This window comes from Shewanella sp. 10N.286.45.A1, from assembly GCF_041470405.1.
GTDB lineage: Bacteria > Pseudomonadota > Gammaproteobacteria > Enterobacterales > Shewanellaceae > Shewanella.
Genome location: NZ_JBFRMK010000086.1, coordinates 1 through 18,058, shown reverse-complemented (window position 1 = coordinate 18,058; position 18,058 = coordinate 1). Strand labels below are relative to the sequence as shown.

At 42.5% G+C, this 18,058-nt stretch carries 17 protein-coding genes; 14 read left to right on the top strand and 3 right to left on the bottom strand.

All coding sequences use genetic code 11. The features are described from left to right. Positions 1–7: 7 nt before the first annotated feature. On the bottom strand, positions 8–706 hold the full coding sequence (locus AB4238_RS07715) for a DUF3334 family protein (protein WP_372032638.1): 699 nt from the start codon (positions 704–706) through the stop codon (positions 8–10). 335 nt (positions 707–1,041) lie between these two features. Here AB4238_RS07715 and AB4238_RS07710 point away from each other — a divergent pair, with 335 nt between their 5' ends. From AB4238_RS07710 to AB4238_RS07645, 14 genes are all read left to right on the top strand, one after another. Continuing rightward, entirely contained in the window at positions 1,042–2,682 is a 1,641-nt protein-coding gene (locus tag AB4238_RS07710; protein ID WP_372032637.1) for a methyl-accepting chemotaxis protein, read from the top strand. A 107-nt stretch (positions 2,683–2,789) separates the two neighbouring features. Further along, positions 2,790–3,182: an ACT domain-containing protein gene (locus AB4238_RS07705; RefSeq protein WP_372032636.1), complete on the top strand. Its 393-nt coding sequence runs from the start codon at positions 2,790–2,792 to the stop codon at positions 3,180–3,182. Between the two features lie 48 nt (positions 3,183–3,230). Continuing rightward, positions 3,231–3,488, top strand: coding sequence for an HPr family phosphocarrier protein (locus tag AB4238_RS07700; protein ID WP_372032635.1), 258 nt, complete (start codon positions 3,231–3,233; stop codon positions 3,486–3,488). A 10-nt stretch (positions 3,489–3,498) separates the two neighbouring features. Continuing rightward, positions 3,499–5,205: a phosphoenolpyruvate--protein phosphotransferase gene (ptsP, locus tag AB4238_RS07695; RefSeq protein ID WP_372032634.1), complete on the top strand. Its 1,707-nt coding sequence runs from the start codon at positions 3,499–3,501 to the stop codon at positions 5,203–5,205. A 56-nt stretch (positions 5,206–5,261) separates the two neighbouring features. Continuing rightward, on the top strand, positions 5,262–5,771 hold the full coding sequence (crr, locus tag AB4238_RS07690) for a PTS glucose transporter subunit IIA (RefSeq protein ID WP_372032633.1): 510 nt from the start codon (positions 5,262–5,264) through the stop codon (positions 5,769–5,771). Positions 5,772–5,988: 217 nt separating this feature from the next. Further along, positions 5,989–6,333 (top strand): ArsC family reductase, encoded by a 345-nt coding sequence (locus tag AB4238_RS07685; protein WP_372032631.1) that lies wholly within the window; start codon positions 5,989–5,991, stop codon positions 6,331–6,333. Beyond that, complete coding sequence (gene dapE, locus AB4238_RS07680) at positions 6,330–7,475, top strand: succinyl-diaminopimelate desuccinylase (RefSeq protein ID WP_372032630.1); 1,146 nt, start codon at positions 6,330–6,332, stop codon at positions 7,473–7,475. Before AB4238_RS07685 ends, dapE begins: the two co-directional genes overlap by 4 nt. Beyond that, on the top strand, positions 7,466–8,143 hold the full coding sequence (locus tag AB4238_RS07675) for a M15 family metallopeptidase (RefSeq protein ID WP_372032628.1): 678 nt from the start codon (positions 7,466–7,468) through the stop codon (positions 8,141–8,143). Before dapE ends, AB4238_RS07675 begins: the two co-directional genes overlap by 10 nt. Before the next feature lie 50 nt (positions 8,144–8,193). Next, on the top strand, positions 8,194–9,024 hold the full coding sequence (locus AB4238_RS07670; RefSeq protein ID WP_372032627.1) for an alpha/beta fold hydrolase: 831 nt from the start codon (positions 8,194–8,196) through the stop codon (positions 9,022–9,024). Positions 9,025–9,190: 166 nt separating this feature from the next. Next, the gene (gene can / locus AB4238_RS07665; protein ID WP_372032626.1) at positions 9,191–9,802 is read left to right on the top strand and encodes a carbonate dehydratase; all 612 of its coding nucleotides are present in this window, start codon (positions 9,191–9,193) and stop codon (positions 9,800–9,802) included. A gap of 242 nt (positions 9,803–10,044) precedes the next feature. Continuing rightward, positions 10,045–11,229 (top strand): 8-amino-3,8-dideoxy-alpha-D-manno-octulosonate transaminase KdnA, encoded by a 1,185-nt coding sequence (gene kdnA, locus AB4238_RS07660; RefSeq protein WP_372032624.1) that lies wholly within the window; start codon positions 10,045–10,047, stop codon positions 11,227–11,229. Between the two features lie 80 nt (positions 11,230–11,309). Beyond that, the gene (gene kdnB, locus AB4238_RS07655) at positions 11,310–12,380 is read left to right on the top strand and encodes a 3-deoxy-alpha-D-manno-octulosonate 8-oxidase KdnB (RefSeq protein ID WP_372032623.1); all 1,071 of its coding nucleotides are present in this window, start codon (positions 11,310–11,312) and stop codon (positions 12,378–12,380) included. Between the two features lie 67 nt (positions 12,381–12,447). Then, a complete protein-coding gene (gene kdsB / locus AB4238_RS07650) occupies positions 12,448–13,185 on the top strand; it encodes an 8-amino-3,8-dideoxy-manno-octulosonate cytidylyltransferase KdsB (protein ID WP_372032621.1) in 738 nt (245 codons plus the stop codon). A 14-nt stretch (positions 13,186–13,199) separates the two neighbouring features. Next, a complete protein-coding gene (locus AB4238_RS07645) occupies positions 13,200–13,400 on the top strand; it encodes a DUF2897 family protein (RefSeq protein ID WP_372032620.1) in 201 nt (66 codons plus the stop codon). A gap of 122 nt (positions 13,401–13,522) precedes the next feature. Here the strand turns inward: AB4238_RS07645 and AB4238_RS07640 are convergent, their stop codons facing one another. Both AB4238_RS07640 and AB4238_RS07635 read right to left on the bottom strand, forming a co-directional pair. After that, positions 13,523–16,615 (bottom strand): efflux RND transporter permease subunit, encoded by a 3,093-nt coding sequence (locus AB4238_RS07640; RefSeq protein ID WP_372032618.1) that lies wholly within the window; start codon positions 16,613–16,615, stop codon positions 13,523–13,525. Further along, positions 16,612–17,697 (bottom strand): efflux RND transporter periplasmic adaptor subunit, encoded by a 1,086-nt coding sequence (locus AB4238_RS07635; RefSeq protein WP_372032616.1) that lies wholly within the window; start codon positions 17,695–17,697, stop codon positions 16,612–16,614. The genes AB4238_RS07640 and AB4238_RS07635 overlap by 4 nt, the downstream gene beginning before the upstream one ends. Positions 17,698–18,058 lie beyond the last annotated feature (361 nt).

Genomic DNA, 18,058 nt, shown 5'->3' with positions numbered 1-18,058 from the left:
TATCGGCCTATATGCCTAACTCATCAAACAGATCGTCTGCACTACTCATTTGTGCTTCATTAGAGGTTGTGCTGGGCTTTACTTTTTTAGGGCTAGCGCCTTGACCATGTTCTGCCAACAGATCATCGAGATCAAAGTCTTCGTCCGCATCGAAATCTGTTAACTTAATAAACTCTGTTTTATCCATCGCAAATTCAAGATAAAAAATATGATTGTTTTGCGTTTTAAAAGAAACCCTTCTCGCTACCGCTTCATCAAGGTTAGTATCAACCGAAATAGTTAGTTCTTTATTAATAGTCAACATTTTTGGCTGGCTTTGACTAATTGACGTTTGTAATTCTTTACTGATTTTATTGATGAAATCCCCTAGCATTTGGTTCATCAACTCACCCATCACATTGCCGACTTCGTCAGAGGTGTGCGAGAACGCCAATTCTGACTCAGGCATGCCCATATTAAGCATATACTCTCGATAGATCTCTATCGCGGCTGGAGCAGAAAAGTTGATAACGACTAAGCCGGAAAAGCCACCGTCAAAAATTGAAAAACAACCTAAATCAGGCTTTAAACAAGTACGTGTAATTGACTGCACCATTCCAGCATGGGTGATCTGGCTGTTTGTGGTACTAGAAAGTACGTGAGAGACTGATATACAAAGCTTACGTAGTATGTCATCAGTGGTGACAGAATCTTGCGTTGTTAGCATAATGAAAACCTTCTTATTGTAATCTTTTCATAGTGCCGCAAACCTTTAACAAAACAAAGCAAAAACATAGCTAAAGTCGAGAATTATTGCTAAGCGGTACAGTCTTTAGCCGATCCTATTCGTTAATCTCACTACCTTTAGAACATTAAACTTCAAATAAAAGGTCGTGAGTCAACCCTACCTCGCATTAATCCTAATTAAGCCACTGCGAATGAATAAAAGTATAAGAAACGATATAGTTAACATTTTAAAAATAAACATAACCTTAGCTGTTCTTTTTAGACAAAATACACGGTACATTTAGCCTACTATTTCACTAATAGAGCTTCGCCATCATGACAGCCATATTAAGACAACTCACCATCCTTCAGCGACTAATTTTAATGCTTATGCTTGCTGCGATTGGCACAGTTGTTTTTGCCAGTTTTTCAGTCAATGAACAATATAACAACCTTGTGACACAAAAGCTGGAACAGAATGATGCGCAACTTAATACTGTAGTCAGCATTATTGAGGCCCATAGACAGCAAGTCATTAATGGCAAAATTTCTGAAGCCGAAGCAAAAGTCGAATCAGCAAGTTTGGTGAACCAAATCAATTTTGGTAACGATGGTTTTTTCATTCTAACCGATAACAACAATACTATTTTGGCTCATGGTGGCAATAATCAAGCAATCGGCAGAAACATCGCCAGCATCAATCAATCGGGCAATGACAGTACACTTTCCGAGCTGGTAGCAAAGGCTTCGTCTGCCGGTAGTGCACAGGGAGAGGTTAACTTCACTAACCCTCAAACTAGGCAGTTAGAAAGTAAACTAGTAGAAGCAAGATATTACCCTGCTTGGAATTGGACACTGATTACGGGTAGCTATAAAAGCGCGATTAGCACGGTAATGTACTCTATGGCGATAGATTACTTAATCATTATGCTGATGATTTCTATTCCTATTTTCTGTTTCTTTCTGATGCTAAACCTCTCTATTACCGCGCCACTAAAAGATGCTATTGCAGCGATGAAAGATATCGCACAGGGTGAAGGCGATTTAACCAAGAGATTACCTACCAAAGGTAAAGATGAGGTTGCCGAGCTTGCTGAAGCATTTAACCTGTTTGTCATCAAAATTGCAGATACCGTCGCCCAATTGCAACCGTTAGGTAAAAGCCTTGATGATGACGCTAATCGCTTACTCAATGCAGTACAAGAATCAAACAGCAGCGTTGATCATTTGCATCAAGAGACCAGCAGTGTCGCCACGGCAATCAATGAGATGTTATCAACCACCCACGAAATGGCTACGAACACCAGTCAAGCAGCCGATGCAGCAAACAGTGTCAAACAGCAAGCACAACTAAGCATGGAAAAAATGGGTAGTACTCTAGACAATACCCAGCGTTTAGTAGAAGAGCTAAAAACATCAGAGCAGATCACCCATGACCTCGGCAGTTCATCAAAGCAGATTGGCAGTATATTGGATGTCATTAGAGGCATAGCCGACCAAACGAACCTGCTTGCTCTTAACGCAGCAATTGAAGCTGCCCGAGCAGGAGCTCATGGCCGTGGTTTTGCTGTTGTAGCCGATGAAGTTAGAGCGCTTGCTAATCGTACTCAAGATTCAACCAATGAAATACAGAAGATCATAACCGAAATCCAATCAGGTGTGGGCTCGGTCGTCTCAAGTAATGAGCGTACCCAACAACAATCTGAGCAGGTACAAACTCAAGCCAAAGGTGTGGGTGACTCTCTGGGAGAAATCTTAGCCTTAATCGCACATATTAGTGACATGAACACCCAATTAGCCAGTGCGACTGAGGAACAATCTTTAGTTACCGAAGAGATTAACCGAAACATTTGTAGTATCACCGAATTAACAGAAGTCTCGGTTAAAGCAAATGAAAGTAACCATCATGCAGCTGTGTCTTTGCAATCTATCAGCCAGAGCTCAGCAAAAACACTCGGTCAATTCAAGGTAAGCTAAACACTTTACCCACAGACTATTTGGGGCATTATTTGCCCCTTTTTCATTTCTCAAACTATGTTAAGCTAAATTCAATCTGGAAAACTTATCTAAACGGAATTGAATTTATGGCACGTATGACATTAGCTGTTCATCCGCAGCTTTTTACAATCCATAGCCTAGCTCCTGACGCTATCGTGCCAAGCAGCATATTCCAGCAAGAGATCTATTTTATTGGTAAGACACGGGAAGAGTTGTCGGTTGTCGTTGATTCCACTTTCGAAATAGACAGCTTAGAACAAGAACATGGCTGGAGTTGCTTAGAAGTGCTCGGGCCTTTAGGTTTTTCTATGACAGGTATTTTATCGAGTGTATCTGGTGCACTTGCAGAGCAAAAAATATCAATCTTTGCGATTTCTACTTTTGATACTGATTATATTTTGGTAAAAAAAGAAACACTTGCCGATGCCACTAAAGCACTCAAAAAAAAGAACTATCAGATAATCAATCATCAAGGATAGTTACGGTGATGACTTAGCCACTCGTTTTGCGCTAGATAGAGAAAATATATGTATCAGAAAACAGTCACAATTACCGCCAAACACGGCATACACACTCGCCCAGCAGCACTTTTGGTAAAAAAAGCTAAATCATTCGATTGTGATATTTTAGTTGAATGTAATGGTAAACAAGCCAGTGCAAAAAGTTTATTTAAACTGCAAACCCTTGGACTCTACTATGGTATTGAAGTGAAGGTGATTGCAGAAGGCGAGCAAGCAGAACAGGCTGTTGAAGAAGTTTCCGAATTACTGATTACTCTAAGTTAAAGGCTACGTCATGTCTATTAAAGGTATTGTTGTTTCTTCAGGAGTTGCATTTGGACAGGCCCTACATTTAAACCTGCATCATGAAAAAATTGACTACCGTAGGCTACCAACAGCTCAAATTGCCGATGAGCAAAGAAAACTTACACAGGCTTTTAGTAAGCAAAAGTGCCATTTAGAAGAGGGTTTAGCAAAACTTGAAGTTGGTTCTGACCACTATGATCTAATAGAAGCGGACATACTCTTTTTAGATGATGAGTCTCTGTTGGAACTGGTGTTAGCAGAAGTTGAGCAACTACAGATCAATGCAGCTGTTGCGATAGAAAGGGTTTTTGCGCTACAAGCATCTGAACTTGAGCAACTCGACGACCCCTACCTCGCTAACCGAGCCCAAGATGTGTTATGCCTTGGCAGCCGCTTGATTGCAAGACTCAGTGGCGCACAGCACCTAGATCTGAGCCGATTAACTCAGCCCACAGTTATACTAGCGCATGATCTAACCCCTGCAGAATTTGCCATGTTACCGCTAGAGCACATCGCAGGATTAGTGCTCAATACCGGCGGGCTTACAAGCCATACCGCCATTTTGGCACGCAGTGCAGGTCTGCCCGCGCTGCTAAGTTGTCAATTCACTCGAGCCCAGATCCATAATGGCGATGAAGTCGTCCTTAATGCCATCGATGGCGAACTTCACCTTAAACCCAGCGCCGAAACTTTAAAAAAATTAACCGAGCTTCGTCTACAAGATGAGGCACATAAGCAACAGCTCCTATTGCTTAAAGATCTACCGACACAAACGCTTGATGGCCATAGTGTCGGGCTACTTGCCAATGTCGGTAGCTTGAATGAAATTAGCCACCTTACCGATGTTGGTGCTGAAGGGATTGGTTTGTTCAGAACAGAGTTTATGTTAATGAACACCACTACCATTCCCCAAGAAAAAGTTCAGTATCATTTTTACTGTGATGCGCTGCACCTAATGGATGGCAAGCCTTTTACCATTCGCACGCTCGATGTCGGTGCGGATAAAGAACTCCCTTGTTTAAACCCCGCTTGCGAGGACAACCCCGCGCTAGGCGTGAGAGGTATACGCTACACCTTTGCCCATCCAGAAATATTAATGACTCAGTTAAAGGCTATTTTGCGTGCTGCGAACCATGGGCCAATTAGATTGATGTTCCCTATGCTCAATCAAGTGGAGGAGTTAGATACCCTTTTCGACCTAATAGAGCAGTGTAAAGTCAGCTTAAATGAACAAGAAAAAGGCTTTGGTCAACTAAGCTATGGCATAGTGGTTGAGACTCCCGCTGCGGTGATAAACCTTGAATCCATGCTACCAAGACTTGACTTTATAAGTATAGGTACCAATGATTTGACCCAATATGCAATGGCAGCAGACAGAACCAACCCTCAGCTGACAAGAGATTACCCATCACTATCGCCTGCCATATTAACCTTGATACAAATGACAATTGATAGTGCGAAACAACACAACGTTAAAGTATCGCTTTGTGGTGAGTTAGCCAGTGATCCTATTGTAGCGCCGCTTTTAGTCGGAATGGGCATTGATGAACTGAGTGTCAACTTGGCTTCATTACTTGAGGTCAAATCTGCCATAAGGGCAAGGTCACTCCAAGCCTGTTTAGAAATGGCAAAACAGGCACACCAATTAAAAAGAATCGAAGAATTAAATCTTTATCTAACAGGTCTTAGTTTATAGAGATATAATAAATGCAGTCTAATTTGAAAATAATAATGATTCCAAGGGGCAAATGAATGGGATTTTTAAGCCGCATTAGACGTCTTGTTTCCGGACAAACAGACATCGCGGGAAGTGTAAATGTATACGCGCCCGTTTCAGGCAAAATTGTTGCTATCGAGAAAGTACCTGATGCGGTATTTTCCGAAAAAATAGTTGGTGATGGCTTAGCCATAGCGCCAACGGGTAAGCATATTGTTGCGCCCATTGACGGAACCATAGGTAAAATCTTTGAGACGAACCATGCCTTCAGCATTGAGTCACCTCAAGGTTTAGAGATATTCGTTCACTTTGGTATTGGTACTGTTGAGCTCCGAGGAAATGGTTTTCAACGTCTAGCCGAAGAGGGACAAGAAGTGAAAATGGGAGAACCCATTCTTGAGTTTGATATTGAATACTTAAAGGAACACGCTGATAGCCTATTAACACCAGTGCTAATTGCCAATATGGAAGATATCCAAAGTTTAGATAAGAAACAGGGAAGCTTAGAAGCCGGTAAAGACGTTATCTTTTCTGCAATTCTTTAGCCTCTGCTCAATTCTCGCGCGGTATACAGGATAGCCTAGTGGAACCCATTGGGCTTAATGTTGCAACCATGTAAGCTTTAAGCAACCAAAGTCCAGATGACACTTACATTGGCGTGAATAAACCTCATTAACAGCATTACGGCACGATTTCATCTTGAGCCTTTATAAAACCAATGCCACAATGCAAAACACAAAAATAGATAATGGAGTACCCACCTTGACACTTTTCGGCATTAAGAATTGCGATACCGTGCGTAAAGCGCGCAAATGGCTTGAACAGAATAATCTTAGCGTTAATTTTCACGACTTTCGTGAAGATGGACTTACCGAAGAGTTAGTAAAAGAATGGTCTGCCATTATCGGTTGGGAAACCTTATTTAATAAACGTAGCACTAGCTTTAGAAACCTTACTGATGCAGAGAAAAACGACATCAACGAGAAAAAGGCCATCGCATTAATGGTGTTGTACCCGACTTTAGTAAAACGCCCTGTACTAGTCGATAACGGCAAGGTGATGGTTGGCTTCAAAGAAGCAGATTATAAAGCGTGGTTCAAACTATGAGCCAGTTAAACGATTCACCTGTACTTGCACTGGCTAAAGACCTTATTTCTCGTCCATCAGTTACGCCACTGGATGAGGGCTGTCAAACTTTGATGGCTGATAGATTAAAAGATGCCGGTTTCAATATTGAAGATATGGTGTTTGAAGACACCACCAATATGTGGGCAAGAAGAGGCACACAAAGTCCCGTTTTTTGTTTCGCTGGTCATACTGACGTGGTACCCGTTGGCGATCTAAATCGCTGGCATACCCCTCCCTTTGAGCCCGTAGTCATTGACGATTACCTCCATGGTCGTGGCGCTGCAGATATGAAAGGCTCACTTGCTGCGATGGTTGTCGCCACAGAGCGATTTGTAAACAAACATCCAGATCATAAAGGCTCAATCGCGTTTCTCATTACTAGCGATGAAGAGGGCCCGTTTATTAACGGAACCACGCGCGTCATCGACACTTTAGAAGCTCGCAATGAAAAGATCACTTGGTCACTTGTCGGTGAACCGTCATCTACCCATAAACTCGGTGATATTGTTAAAAATGGTCGTCGTGGTAGCTTAACAGGCAACTTGACTGTTAAAGGGATACAGGGGCATGTTGCCTACCCTCACCTAGCTGATAATCCAATACATAAGGCTGCACCTGCGTTAGATGAATTAGCACGTATGAAGTGGGATAACGGCAATGAGTTCTTCCCACCGACTAGCTTTCAAATAGCCAATATCAATGGTGGAACAGGCGCATCGAATGTTATCCCTGGTGCATTAGAAGTAATGTTCAACTTTAGGTATTCAACCGAAGTGACTGCAGAGATCTTAATCGAGCGAGTACTTAATATCCTTGATGCCCATGGACTAGATTACGATATCAACTGGATATTCAATGGCCTGCCGTTTCTAACGGGTGATGGACCATTACTCGATGCGACCCGTGATGCAATTAAAAAAGTGACCGGACTAGATACAGATCCACAAACATCAGGTGGTACTTCAGATGGTCGCTTTATTGCACCAACCGGAGCACATGTACTTGAATTGGGCCCTGTTAACGCCACTATTCATAAGGTCAATGAGTGCGTAAAAGTGTCTGATCTAGAACAACTTACGCTATGCTACGAAGCTATTTTGGAAAACTTACTTTGCGAGTAACCTCGCCTCACCTTTACGGACTTAGCAGTGCTCATTTAGTTGAGTACTGTGGCTTTCTACTCGAAAGTGAAACCGCTGTCGCATTTGAAAAAATGCGCACTACTGCCGCTAAAGAAGGTATTAACGTAACGATATGTTCCGCTTTTCGTGACTTTGATAGGCAACAGCTTATCTGGAATGCAAAAGCCAGCGGCAAACGAGTGTTGCTCGATTCGGACTCAAAGCCTGTAGACGTTGATAAAAAAAGCCCCGAGCAAATAATAGCACTAATCTTATTGTGGTCAGCGCTACCTGGAACTTCACGTCATCATTGGGGAACTGATATCGATGTTTTTGATGGCAAAGCTATATCAAAGGACAAATTACAACTTATACCGCAAGAATACGCGTTGAATGGTCCCTGCCATCAACTTTATACTTGGTTAGTTAACAATGCGGAGCAGTTTGGCTTTTACTTTCCTTTTCAGCATGGATTGAGCGGTGTAAGCGCTGAGCCTTGGCACTTGAGCTACTACCCTGTATCTAAAGAATTTGTAGACAAATTCGACCCTCGGGAATTGCGTAAAATACTGCAAGACTCTTCTGTATTACATAAAGATTCATTACTCAATAATCTAGCAGGTTTGGTGCAAGAGTACGTTTATCGAGTCGCACCAACTCCACAGTAGTACTGTATTAATTAGTATCTAATAAATTCATATTTGACAGAGAATACCTCGTGAAAAATCAAGATTTCGCCGCTCATAGACAGCAATATACTATCGATAATCAGACATTAAGCTTTATTGATATTGGTCAAGGACCAACCCTTTTGTTTGGTCATAGCTACTTGTGGGACGCACTAATGTGGGCGCCGCAGATTGAGTTATTGAGTCAACACTACCGCTGTATTGTGCCAGATCTATGGGGTCATGGTTTGTCAGATGCAATGCCATCCAAAAACCGTAATCTTCGCGATATATCGACTCAAATGCTGGCGTTGATGGATAGTTTAGAAATTGAGGAGTTTTCAATTATCGGCCTATCTGTAGGTGCAATGTGGGGCGCAGAACTCGCCCTTGCGGCGCCAACACGAGTTAAACGTTTGGTTATGCTAAACAGCTTTATCGGTTATGAGCCAGAGATCACTCGTGATAAATACTACGCCATGCTAGAGGTGATTAAGCAAGAGCAAGCTGTCTCAGCTACACTGCGCTCAGCCATCGCACCGTTATTCTTTGCTGATCAACCAAAGATGGAGTTAGTAGAGTCATTTAATGCTCGTTTAGCAAATCTTGATAATGAGCAGATAGATACTATTTATCGAATGGGCAAAATGATTTTCGGTAGACGAGATACAACCGAGGAAGCTGATAAGCTTACCCTTCCCTGTTTAATCCTAGCGGGCTTGCAAGATAAAGCTCGTTCTGTGCTAGAAAGCTATCTCATGCACGATATCATTGACGGCAGTATATTTGTTCACATTCCAGATGCCGGGCATATTTCAACACTTGAACAGCCTGAATTTGTTAACCAACAACTTAGCCAGTTTTTAATAGCAACAGACTAAGATCACTTGTTACCAAGCGGTGTCAAATTTTAACAATAAGTTAAGGTTTGTGTTCTATGCTGTTACTTAGCAATTAGCACCACTGAATAGACCAGCATGGCAAGTTATTAGTGCTATGCTGGCAACGCATCAATGTTCTCGTTAACAGACTGAAAATAAGAGCAGAATGAAATTACTTAAACCGCTTTTTGATAACAACAAACGCTGGGCTGGACGTATTCTTGAAGAAAACCCTAAATTCTTTGAGCAGTTAGCTAAACAGCAAAACCCCGAATATTTATGGATTGGCTGCTCCGACAGTAGAGTACCGTCTAACCAGATCATCGATCTTATGCCTGGCGAAGTTTTCGTGCATCGTAATATTGCTAACATGGTCATTCATACCGATCTTAACTGTCTATCGGTACTGCAGTACGCAGTCGAAGTACTTAAAGTAAAACATATTATGGTCGTTGGGCATTATGGTTGCGGTGGCGTAAAAGCCTCTATGGGGACTGAGCGCTTAGGCCTGATCGACAACTGGCTTGGCCATCTACGAGATATTCACCGCTTACACAAACAAGATTTAGATAAGCTTGACGAAGAAGCACGGTTTGATCGACTGTGCGAACTTAACGTAATGGAACAAGTGGCTAATGTTAGCAGCACGACTATCGTGCAAGAAGCTTGGCACAGTGGTCAAGATGTTGCTATTCATGGCTGGATCTACAGTGTTGAAAATGGGCTTCTTTCTGATTTAGATGTCACAATCAATAGAGAAAGCGAGCTTTCTAAATAAGCACTACTAACGCTTTAAAGAGGCTATCATTCTTGCCTGAATGATAGCCTTTTATTTTACTTTTTATTGTCAATTGACCGCTTTGTCGTAAACCAATCGCGTTAAAATCGCTTGTTTAAGGGATATTTGATATATATCCGAAGAAAATCATCAAGAAATCTCGCAGTTACCCCCATATCGCAGTTATAATCCATTAGTTATTTTTAGCGCTTTTATGCGCAGTAAATTCTAAGGAAATTTCCATGCCTGGTTTTGAATTATTTGGTCCTGAAGAGAAGCAGGAAGTTGCAGACGTAATGGAGAATGGTTTTACATTCCGTTATAACTTCGATCATATGCGTAATGATCGTTGGAAGACCCGTGAAATGGAAGCGCTACTTTGCGAAAAAATGAACGCAAAGCACGCACATTTAGTATCGAGTGGCACAGCAGCATTGCAAACTGCAATGGCAGCAGCTGGCATCGGTGCTGGCGACGAGGTTATTGTACCGCCTTTCACATTTGTCGCTTCTGTAGAAGCAGTTTTCATGGCCGGTGCGGTTCCAATTTTTGCAGAGATTGATGAAACACTTTGTCTATCTCCAGAAGGCATTGAAGCGGTTATAACACCAAAGACTAAAGCAATTAATCTAGTTCATATGTGTGGCTCTATGGCCAAGATGGACGAAATTAAAGCCGTTTGTGCCAAGCACAACTTAATTATTCTAGAAGATGCTTGCCAAGCCATTGGTGGCAGCTATAAAGGCCAGGCCCTTGGTACCATTGGTGATGTAGGTTGTTACTCTTTTGATTCTGTTAAAACTATCACTTGTGGTGAAGGTGGAGCAGTAATTACCAACAACGAAACTATCTACAACCATGCACACATGTTCTCAGATCATGGCCACGACCACGTAGGTAACGACCGTGGCGCTGAGGGTCACCCTATCATGGGCTTGAACTTCCGCATCTCTGAAATGAACTCTGCTATGGGTTTAGCTCAGCTACGTAAGCTTGATAAAATTATTGATATTCAACGTACCAATAAAAAAGTTATCAAAGATGCAATGGCAGCAATCCCAGAAGTGACATTCCGCGAAATTCCAGATCCTGCTGGTGATTCTGCAGGCTTCCTCACTTTCTTTATGCCAACTGAAGCACGTACTATTGAGATCAACAAAAAACTTGCTGAAAATGGCGTTGACGGTTGTTTCTACTGGTATATCAACAACTGGCATTACCTAAATCAATGGAAGCATATCCAAGAGCTTAAGTCGCCAGCAGCTTTGCCGATCACATTAATCGAAGATAGACCTGACTATACTCAAGTATCAGTACCTAAGTCTGATGCCATTATGAGTCGTACTATCTCAATGTTGATTAAACTTTCTTGGACTGAAGAAGAGATTAACCAGCGTATTGAAAACATTAAGCGCGCTTTCGCTTAATCGCATTTTATATGCCGCGGCTTCATTTATAAGAACCCGCGGCACTTTTTACAGTAATAATCTCAACGGAGAATGTTGTAATGAGTTTTAAAAATTTCAAATGTGTACCAAAAATGATTTTTGGACGTGGATCTTTCGCACAATTAGATGCCGTTCTTGCTGAAGAACGTAGCAGCGAAGATGATTTCGTCGTTTTCTTGGTAGATGATGTTCATCAAGAAAAACCGCTCGGCGCACGAGTGCCAGCTAAAGCACACGATTTAGTGGTTTACGTTAACGTTGACGATGAACCAACAACTAAGCAAGTTGATGCATTAACTGAACAAGTACAAGCGTTTAGCACTAAGCTACCAGTAAGTGTGATTGGTCTTGGTGGTGGTTCTACTCTAGATTTGGCCAAAGCAGTATCTTTGATGCTAACCAACGAAGGTGGCAGTGCCGAGTACCAAGGTTGGGACTTAATCAAAAATCCAGCCGTTCACCATATTGGGATCCCAACGGTATCGGGAACCGGTGCTGAAGCGTCTCGTACTGCAGTACTATGTGGTCCAGTTCGTAAGCTAGGTCTAAACTCAGATTACACCGTATTTGACCAGATCATTATGGACTCAGAACTCATCGCTGGCGTACCGACTGACCAATGGTTCTACACGGGTATGGATTGCTACATCCACTGTGTTGAATCATTAGAAGGTACTTACCTTAATGAATTTGCTAAAGCTTTCGCTGAAAAGTCGATGGATCTTTGTCGTGAAGTCTTTATCGATAACCATGAAGAGAAAGATGACAAGTTGATGATGGCATCTTACATGGGCGGAATGAGCATTGCTTATAGCCAAGTTGGTGCATGTCACGCTGTTTCTTACGGCTTAGGCTACGTACTTGGTTACCATCATGGTATTGGTAACTGTTTAGCATTTGATGTACTTGAAGAGTTCTACCCAGAAGGCGTTGCAGAGTTCCGTAAGATGATGGAAACCCACAACATCGTGCTTCCAAAGAACATCTGTCGTGACCTACCTGACGAAACTATCGCTAAGATGGTTGCCGTGACTAAGAGCATGGGCCCACTATGGGACAATGTTTATGGTGAAGGTTGGGAAGAGAAAGTCACCGACGAAATGCTAACTAAGCTATTCCGTCGTATCTAAACTCGCTTTTAGATGATAAATGGGCTTCTATAAAGGAGCCCATTAATTTTATTATTAGGTAAATTGAATGAATGTAACCTTGTTAATCCCTGCTCGATACGGTTCAAGCCGTTTTCCTGGTAAGCCACTGGCTCCAATCAATGGCAAACCGATGATCCAGCATGTTTACGAGCGTGCATCGCTTGCAAAAGGGTTGACTGATATCTACGTCGCTACCGATGACGATCGCATCAAAGATGCCGTTGAAGGGTTTGGCGGAAAAGTTGTCATGACAAGTGCAGAAGCTGCATCAGGTACCGACCGAATCGAAGATGCGATTACCCAGCTAGGTCTAGGTGAAGATGACTTAGTGGTCAATCTACAGGGTGATCAGCCGCTTATCGATCCTATTTCGATTGAACAAATTATTAGCCTTTTTGAACGCCACCCTGGTGAGTTCGGAATGGCGACCCTCGGTTTTCAAATTACCGAAGAGGAAGAGCTTAACGATCCTAAACACGTGAAACTCGTGTTTGATAATGAGTTCAACGCACTGTATTTTTCTCGTGCACGCATCCCTTTTGGCCGTGATACCGATGACTATCCAGTTTACAAGCATCTAGGTGTTTACGCTTATACACGAAAGTTTGTGCACACATTTGCCAAGCTACCACTTGGCCGCCTAGAAGATCTTGAAAAACTTGAGCAACTACGTGCATTAGAGCATGGTCATAAAATCAAAGTCGCCATCAGCGCCTTCGATTCTCCTGAAGTTGATACACCAGAAGATATTCGCATCTGTGAATCTCGTTTAGCTGTTGATTAATTAAGGATAAGTTTATGTCTGATCTTGAAGTTGGCCTCATCATTTTATTAGTTATTGGTGTTATCGCCAGCAACCTGGCGGTACTGAAATACAGTGCAAAGTATAAAATGCCACAATTTGGTAAAGATCAGAAAAAAACTCGCAGTTCAAAAGCTCCTGAGTCTGCAGATAATGAAGAGAGCGATGGCAAACATAAGGATAAAGACGGCCTATAGCCATTCACTTATCATTGTTTCGTTTGAATACCCTGCAGATTTGTAGACAATAAAAAAGGCGCTAAAAGCGCCTTTTTTGTTGTCTATGACCCGTCTTAGCTAACTATTACTGACAATACTCATCACTCAGCTAGCTCTTTTTCAAGCTGTTGGGCAACCAATTCAGGTGAACCGGAATTCTTAGCCAGTAAAGAGTAGGCAACTGGAATGACAAACAAGGTAAAGAATGTCGCTAAGCTAATGCCTGATAACACCACTACACCAATCACAAAGCGTGTTTCAGCACCAGCGCCTTGGGCCATAACCAAAGGGATTGCTCCCGCGGCGGTTGTGATACCCGTCATTAAAATTGGCCGTAGTCGCTGACTTGAAGCTTGGATAATTGCATCTTTAAACTCCACGCCTTTATCGCGCAATTGGTTAGCAAATTCAACAATCAAAATACCATTTTTGGCCGCTAGACCAACTAGCATGATTATCCCTATTTGGCTGTAAATATTTAGACTTTGACCCGTTGCCCACAGACCAATTAATGCGCCTAACGTTGCCAATGGCACCGTTAGCATTATCACCACCGGATGCACATAGCTTTCAAACTGGGCAGCTAATACCAAGAACACGATACCTAGCGCTAAGATAAATACAAAGTACATCGAGTTACCTGAATCTTGGTAATCGAGTGATTGCCCTTTGTAGCTGACAATCGCCTCAGCGGGCAGATACTCATGAGTTAAATCATTGAGGTAATCAAGCGCCTCACCTAAGCTATAGCCATCAGCAAGGTTCGCCTCAATGGTAATGGCTCGCATGCGGTTATAACGATTTAACTGACTCGCATCGGCAAACTCTTCCACGCTAACAAGGTTAGATAATGGAATAAGCTCCTGAGAACGATCTGAACGCACATAGATATTCTCGAGATCGGTTGCGGTATTTTGATTTTCTCGATTACCTTCAATAATGACGTCGTACTCTTCACCGTCACGCATAAATGTTGTCACTAATCGAGAACCCAACATAGACTCTAGCGTTCGACCAATATGAGAGATAGATACGCCAAGATCAGATGCTCTGTCTTTATCTATCACCACTCTCAATTGTGGCTTTGTCTCTTTGTAGTCATGATCTAAACCAACAAGATTTGGATTCTCTTTAGCCTTTTCAAGAATGGTATCGCGCCAGCGGGCTAATTCATCATAACTTGGGCCACCTAATACAAACTGTACAGGTTTACCAACTCCACGACCAAATGCTTGCCGCATCACCGGGAACGCTCGTACACCAGCAAGATCTGACAACCGACCGCGTATATCGCCGATGATCTCAAATGCACTGCGTCTAACCGCCCAATCTTCAAGTACAATAATCGCCATACCGTTAGAAAAGTTTGAGCTACGACCAAAACCACGTGGTGCTCGAATAAGTAATCGCTTAATCTCACCGGCTTCAACTAACGGCATCAGCCTGTTTTCAATCTCATCCATGTAGGATTCGATGTATTCGAAGCTCGCACCTTGAGGGCCATTGACGATAAGGAACATCGATCCCCTATCCTCTCTTGGCGCAAACTCTTGCGGCACCTCTTTAGCAAGGAAAGCGCTGCTCACCAACGCGATAAGAATGAGCGATGAAACCAAGAATGGATGTGACATTGCTTTTCGAAGCCACGCTCGATAACCCGCAGACAGTTTATCCATACCGCTGTCGATTTTTCTAACTAACCAAGTTGATTGCCCAGCAGGCTTTAACACTTTAGAGCACATCATAGGACTTAGCGTTAATGCAACGATACTCGAAAAGATGACTGCTGCACTCATGGCAACGGCAAACTCTTTAAACAATTTACCCAAGTCGCCTTCTAGGAAGGTTATCGGCATAAATACCGCGACTAGTACTAATGTGGTAGCGACAACCGCAAACGCGACTTCTCGGGCACCCAAGTATGCGGCTTTAAGCGGTGAATCGCCCTCTTCTATACGGCGGTGAATATTTTCTAACACGACAATGGCGTCATCAACTACCATACCGATGGCTAAAATCATTGCCAAAAGTGTCAGTAAGTTAATGGTATAACCTAACGCATAGAGTACGATAAATGTCGCCATTAACGAGACAGGTACCGTTAATGCTGGGATCAACATAGCCCGGACACTGCCTAAGAAAAGATAGATCACTACGATAACCAAAAACATTGCGATAAACAGAGTTTGGTAAACTTCTTTTACTGATGCCTCAATAAATACAGAGCTATCGTATGAACGTTTAATCTCCATGCCTGCTGGTAATGTTGGATTAATTTGATCAACCAGCTCATTAGCCGCTCTAGCAACATCAAGGGTGTTGGCGGTGGATTGTTTAGAGACACCTAGACCAATCATCGCCTCACGGTTACCTCTAAAGGTAATTCGCTCCTCTTCAGAACCAATCTCAACTTTAGCGACATCGCCTAGTTTAATAAGATATCCATCGTCACCTTCAGCCAGTACCAAATTGGCAAAATCATCTGAAGTTCTAAAGCTCCTTTCAAGCCTTACAGTAAAATGCCGTTCCTTTGATTCAACACTACCCGCTGGTAATTCGACATTTTCGGAGCGCAGAGCATTTTCAATATCAGCCACGGTAAGGTTACGTGCTGCTAACGCTTGTCTGTCGATCCACACCCGCATGGCATAAACTTTACCGCCACCGAGTCGCATATTTGCCACACCGTCAATCACTGAAAAGCGATCAACTAAGTAACGCCTAGCATAATCTGTTAACTGCAAAGTGTTCATCTGATCAGAGACTAGGTTTAGCCACATAATCACTTCATCACCACCGTTGGCTTTTTGCACTTCAGGTGGTTCGGCCTCTTCCGGAAGATTATTTAATAACCCGGATACCCTATCGCGAACATCGTTTGCTGCAGCCTCAATATCTCGACCGACATCAAACTCAAGGGTGACATTGGAGCGACCATCACTGCTTGAGGAGCTAATATGTTTTATCCCCTCCACCCCACTGATGCGGTCTTCTACAAGCTGAGTAATACGGCTTTCAACTACTGCAGCGCTTGCGCCGCGATAATTGGTTTGTATTGATACTACTGGGGGATCAATGTTTGGGTATTCTCGTAGCGGTAACTTTTCAAATGCTACAAGACCAAAAACGATTAACAGGATACTGATAACCGAAGCGAAAACCGGCCGCTTAACCGAAATATCAGTTAAGATCATGCTACTGGCTCCACACTGGCTTGTTTAAGAAAACTAAACCTTTCGCTAAACGTCACTTTAACCGCATCACCAGGTCTTACCTTAAGGATCCCTCTGATCACAACTTGCTCATCGAGTTCAACACCATCCAAAATTTCTACCCAGCCACGTTTACGTAATCCAAGCGTTACCTGTTTCTGCTCAACCACACCTTCTTCATTTACTAGGTAAACGTAGTGCCGATCTTGTATGGGAATAATCGCGGATTCTGGCAAAATAAGCGCTTCTCGGCTTTGCTTGATAAGTTTTACCTTCATCAACATACCAGGAAGTAAACGATGTTTTGGATTTGGGATCTCAGCACGAACAATAACTGCGCGGGTTTGCGGGTTAATGCGGCTATCAATTGATGTCACTTTGCCAATGAACATCTCACCATCGAAAGCTACAGCACTTGCTTCTACTGTTTTGCCAATCGCTAACGATTGCAAGAAGCGCTCTGGCACAGAGAAATCCAACTTGATTACTGATATGTCATCCAAAGTAGTAATTGCTTTACCAGGAGTCACTAACGCGCCGACACTCACTTGACGCAAACCTAACGCACCCGAAAATGGTGCGCTTATCCGTCTATCACTGAGTGCTGATTGAGATTGTACTAGTTCAGCTTTGGCAGTATCGATAAGAGTTTGCAATCTATCTCTTTCAAGCTCTGCAATCGTTTGGCTGGTAACGAGCGTGCGAATACGATCCAACTCTCGTTGGTGATCTTTAACTTTTACTTTGGCAACGGTAACACGTGCTTTTTGCTCACTATCTTGTAACTGCACCAGCAAGCGCCCTTTTTCGACTAAATCACCGTCGTCGAAATTAACCTTGGTAACCACTTCTGATACTTTGGGGGTGACGGTAATCGACTCGTTAGCTTTACTGGTTCCTAACGCCTCAACTTCATCGCGTATAGGTTGAATAGCGGCTTTTGCTACAACAACATTGGGTGTAGGCCTAGATTTTTTGGCTTTAGTTACATTATCAGTTTTAAGATATTGATAACCAAAGGCGGCAGCTAATGCAATTAGTATAATTATTGTTATTTTTTTCATGACTTCCCTAACAAACTGCGTTATTCAATTGTGGGTAGTTTACCTAGGTAATACCAAGCTTCAATACGTTTTACCTTTTCTTACAATTAACACATTTCATTCACACTCTCGCGTTCAGCAGAAAATAGTGAATTAGCGGCTACATCAGTTAATAATATATCGTTTAAGCACTAAATAAGTTTTAACTGTTTACAAATCAAAACTAACGAGCATAAACGTTTTATATATTTGACATCGAGTTGAAACAGGCATTATACCAATCAGTATAAGAAGTTGATCTACTCAGAGCGTTTTTGGCACGCTAATTCAAGGCAGGCTAATTCAAAGTGAGTAATGACACAATGGTTGCTCCCTTATGAGT

Coding starts and splice junctions, on each gene's coding strand:
- AB4238_RS07715 (WP_372032638.1), bottom strand. CDS start 706: ATGCTAACAACGCAAGATTCTGTCACCACTGATGACATACTACGTAAG.
- AB4238_RS07710 (WP_372032637.1), top strand. CDS start 1,042: ATGACAGCCATATTAAGACAACTCACCATCCTTCAGCGACTAATTTTA.
- AB4238_RS07705 (WP_372032636.1), top strand. CDS start 2,790: ATGGCACGTATGACATTAGCTGTTCATCCGCAGCTTTTTACAATCCAT.
- AB4238_RS07700 (WP_372032635.1), top strand. CDS start 3,231: ATGTATCAGAAAACAGTCACAATTACCGCCAAACACGGCATACACACT.
- ptsP (WP_372032634.1), top strand. CDS start 3,499: ATGTCTATTAAAGGTATTGTTGTTTCTTCAGGAGTTGCATTTGGACAG.
- crr (WP_372032633.1), top strand. CDS start 5,262: ATGGGATTTTTAAGCCGCATTAGACGTCTTGTTTCCGGACAAACAGAC.
- dapE (WP_372032630.1), top strand. CDS start 6,330: ATGAGCCAGTTAAACGATTCACCTGTACTTGCACTGGCTAAAGACCTT.
- can (WP_372032626.1), top strand. CDS start 9,191: ATGAAATTACTTAAACCGCTTTTTGATAACAACAAACGCTGGGCTGGA.
- kdnA (WP_372032624.1), top strand. CDS start 10,045: ATGCCTGGTTTTGAATTATTTGGTCCTGAAGAGAAGCAGGAAGTTGCA.
- kdnB (WP_372032623.1), top strand. CDS start 11,310: ATGAGTTTTAAAAATTTCAAATGTGTACCAAAAATGATTTTTGGACGT.
- kdsB (WP_372032621.1), top strand. CDS start 12,448: ATGAATGTAACCTTGTTAATCCCTGCTCGATACGGTTCAAGCCGTTTT.
- AB4238_RS07645 (WP_372032620.1), top strand. CDS start 13,200: ATGTCTGATCTTGAAGTTGGCCTCATCATTTTATTAGTTATTGGTGTT.
- AB4238_RS07640 (WP_372032618.1), bottom strand. CDS start 16,615: ATGATCTTAACTGATATTTCGGTTAAGCGGCCGGTTTTCGCTTCGGTT.
- AB4238_RS07635 (WP_372032616.1), bottom strand. CDS start 17,697: ATGAAAAAAATAACAATAATTATACTAATTGCATTAGCTGCCGCCTTT.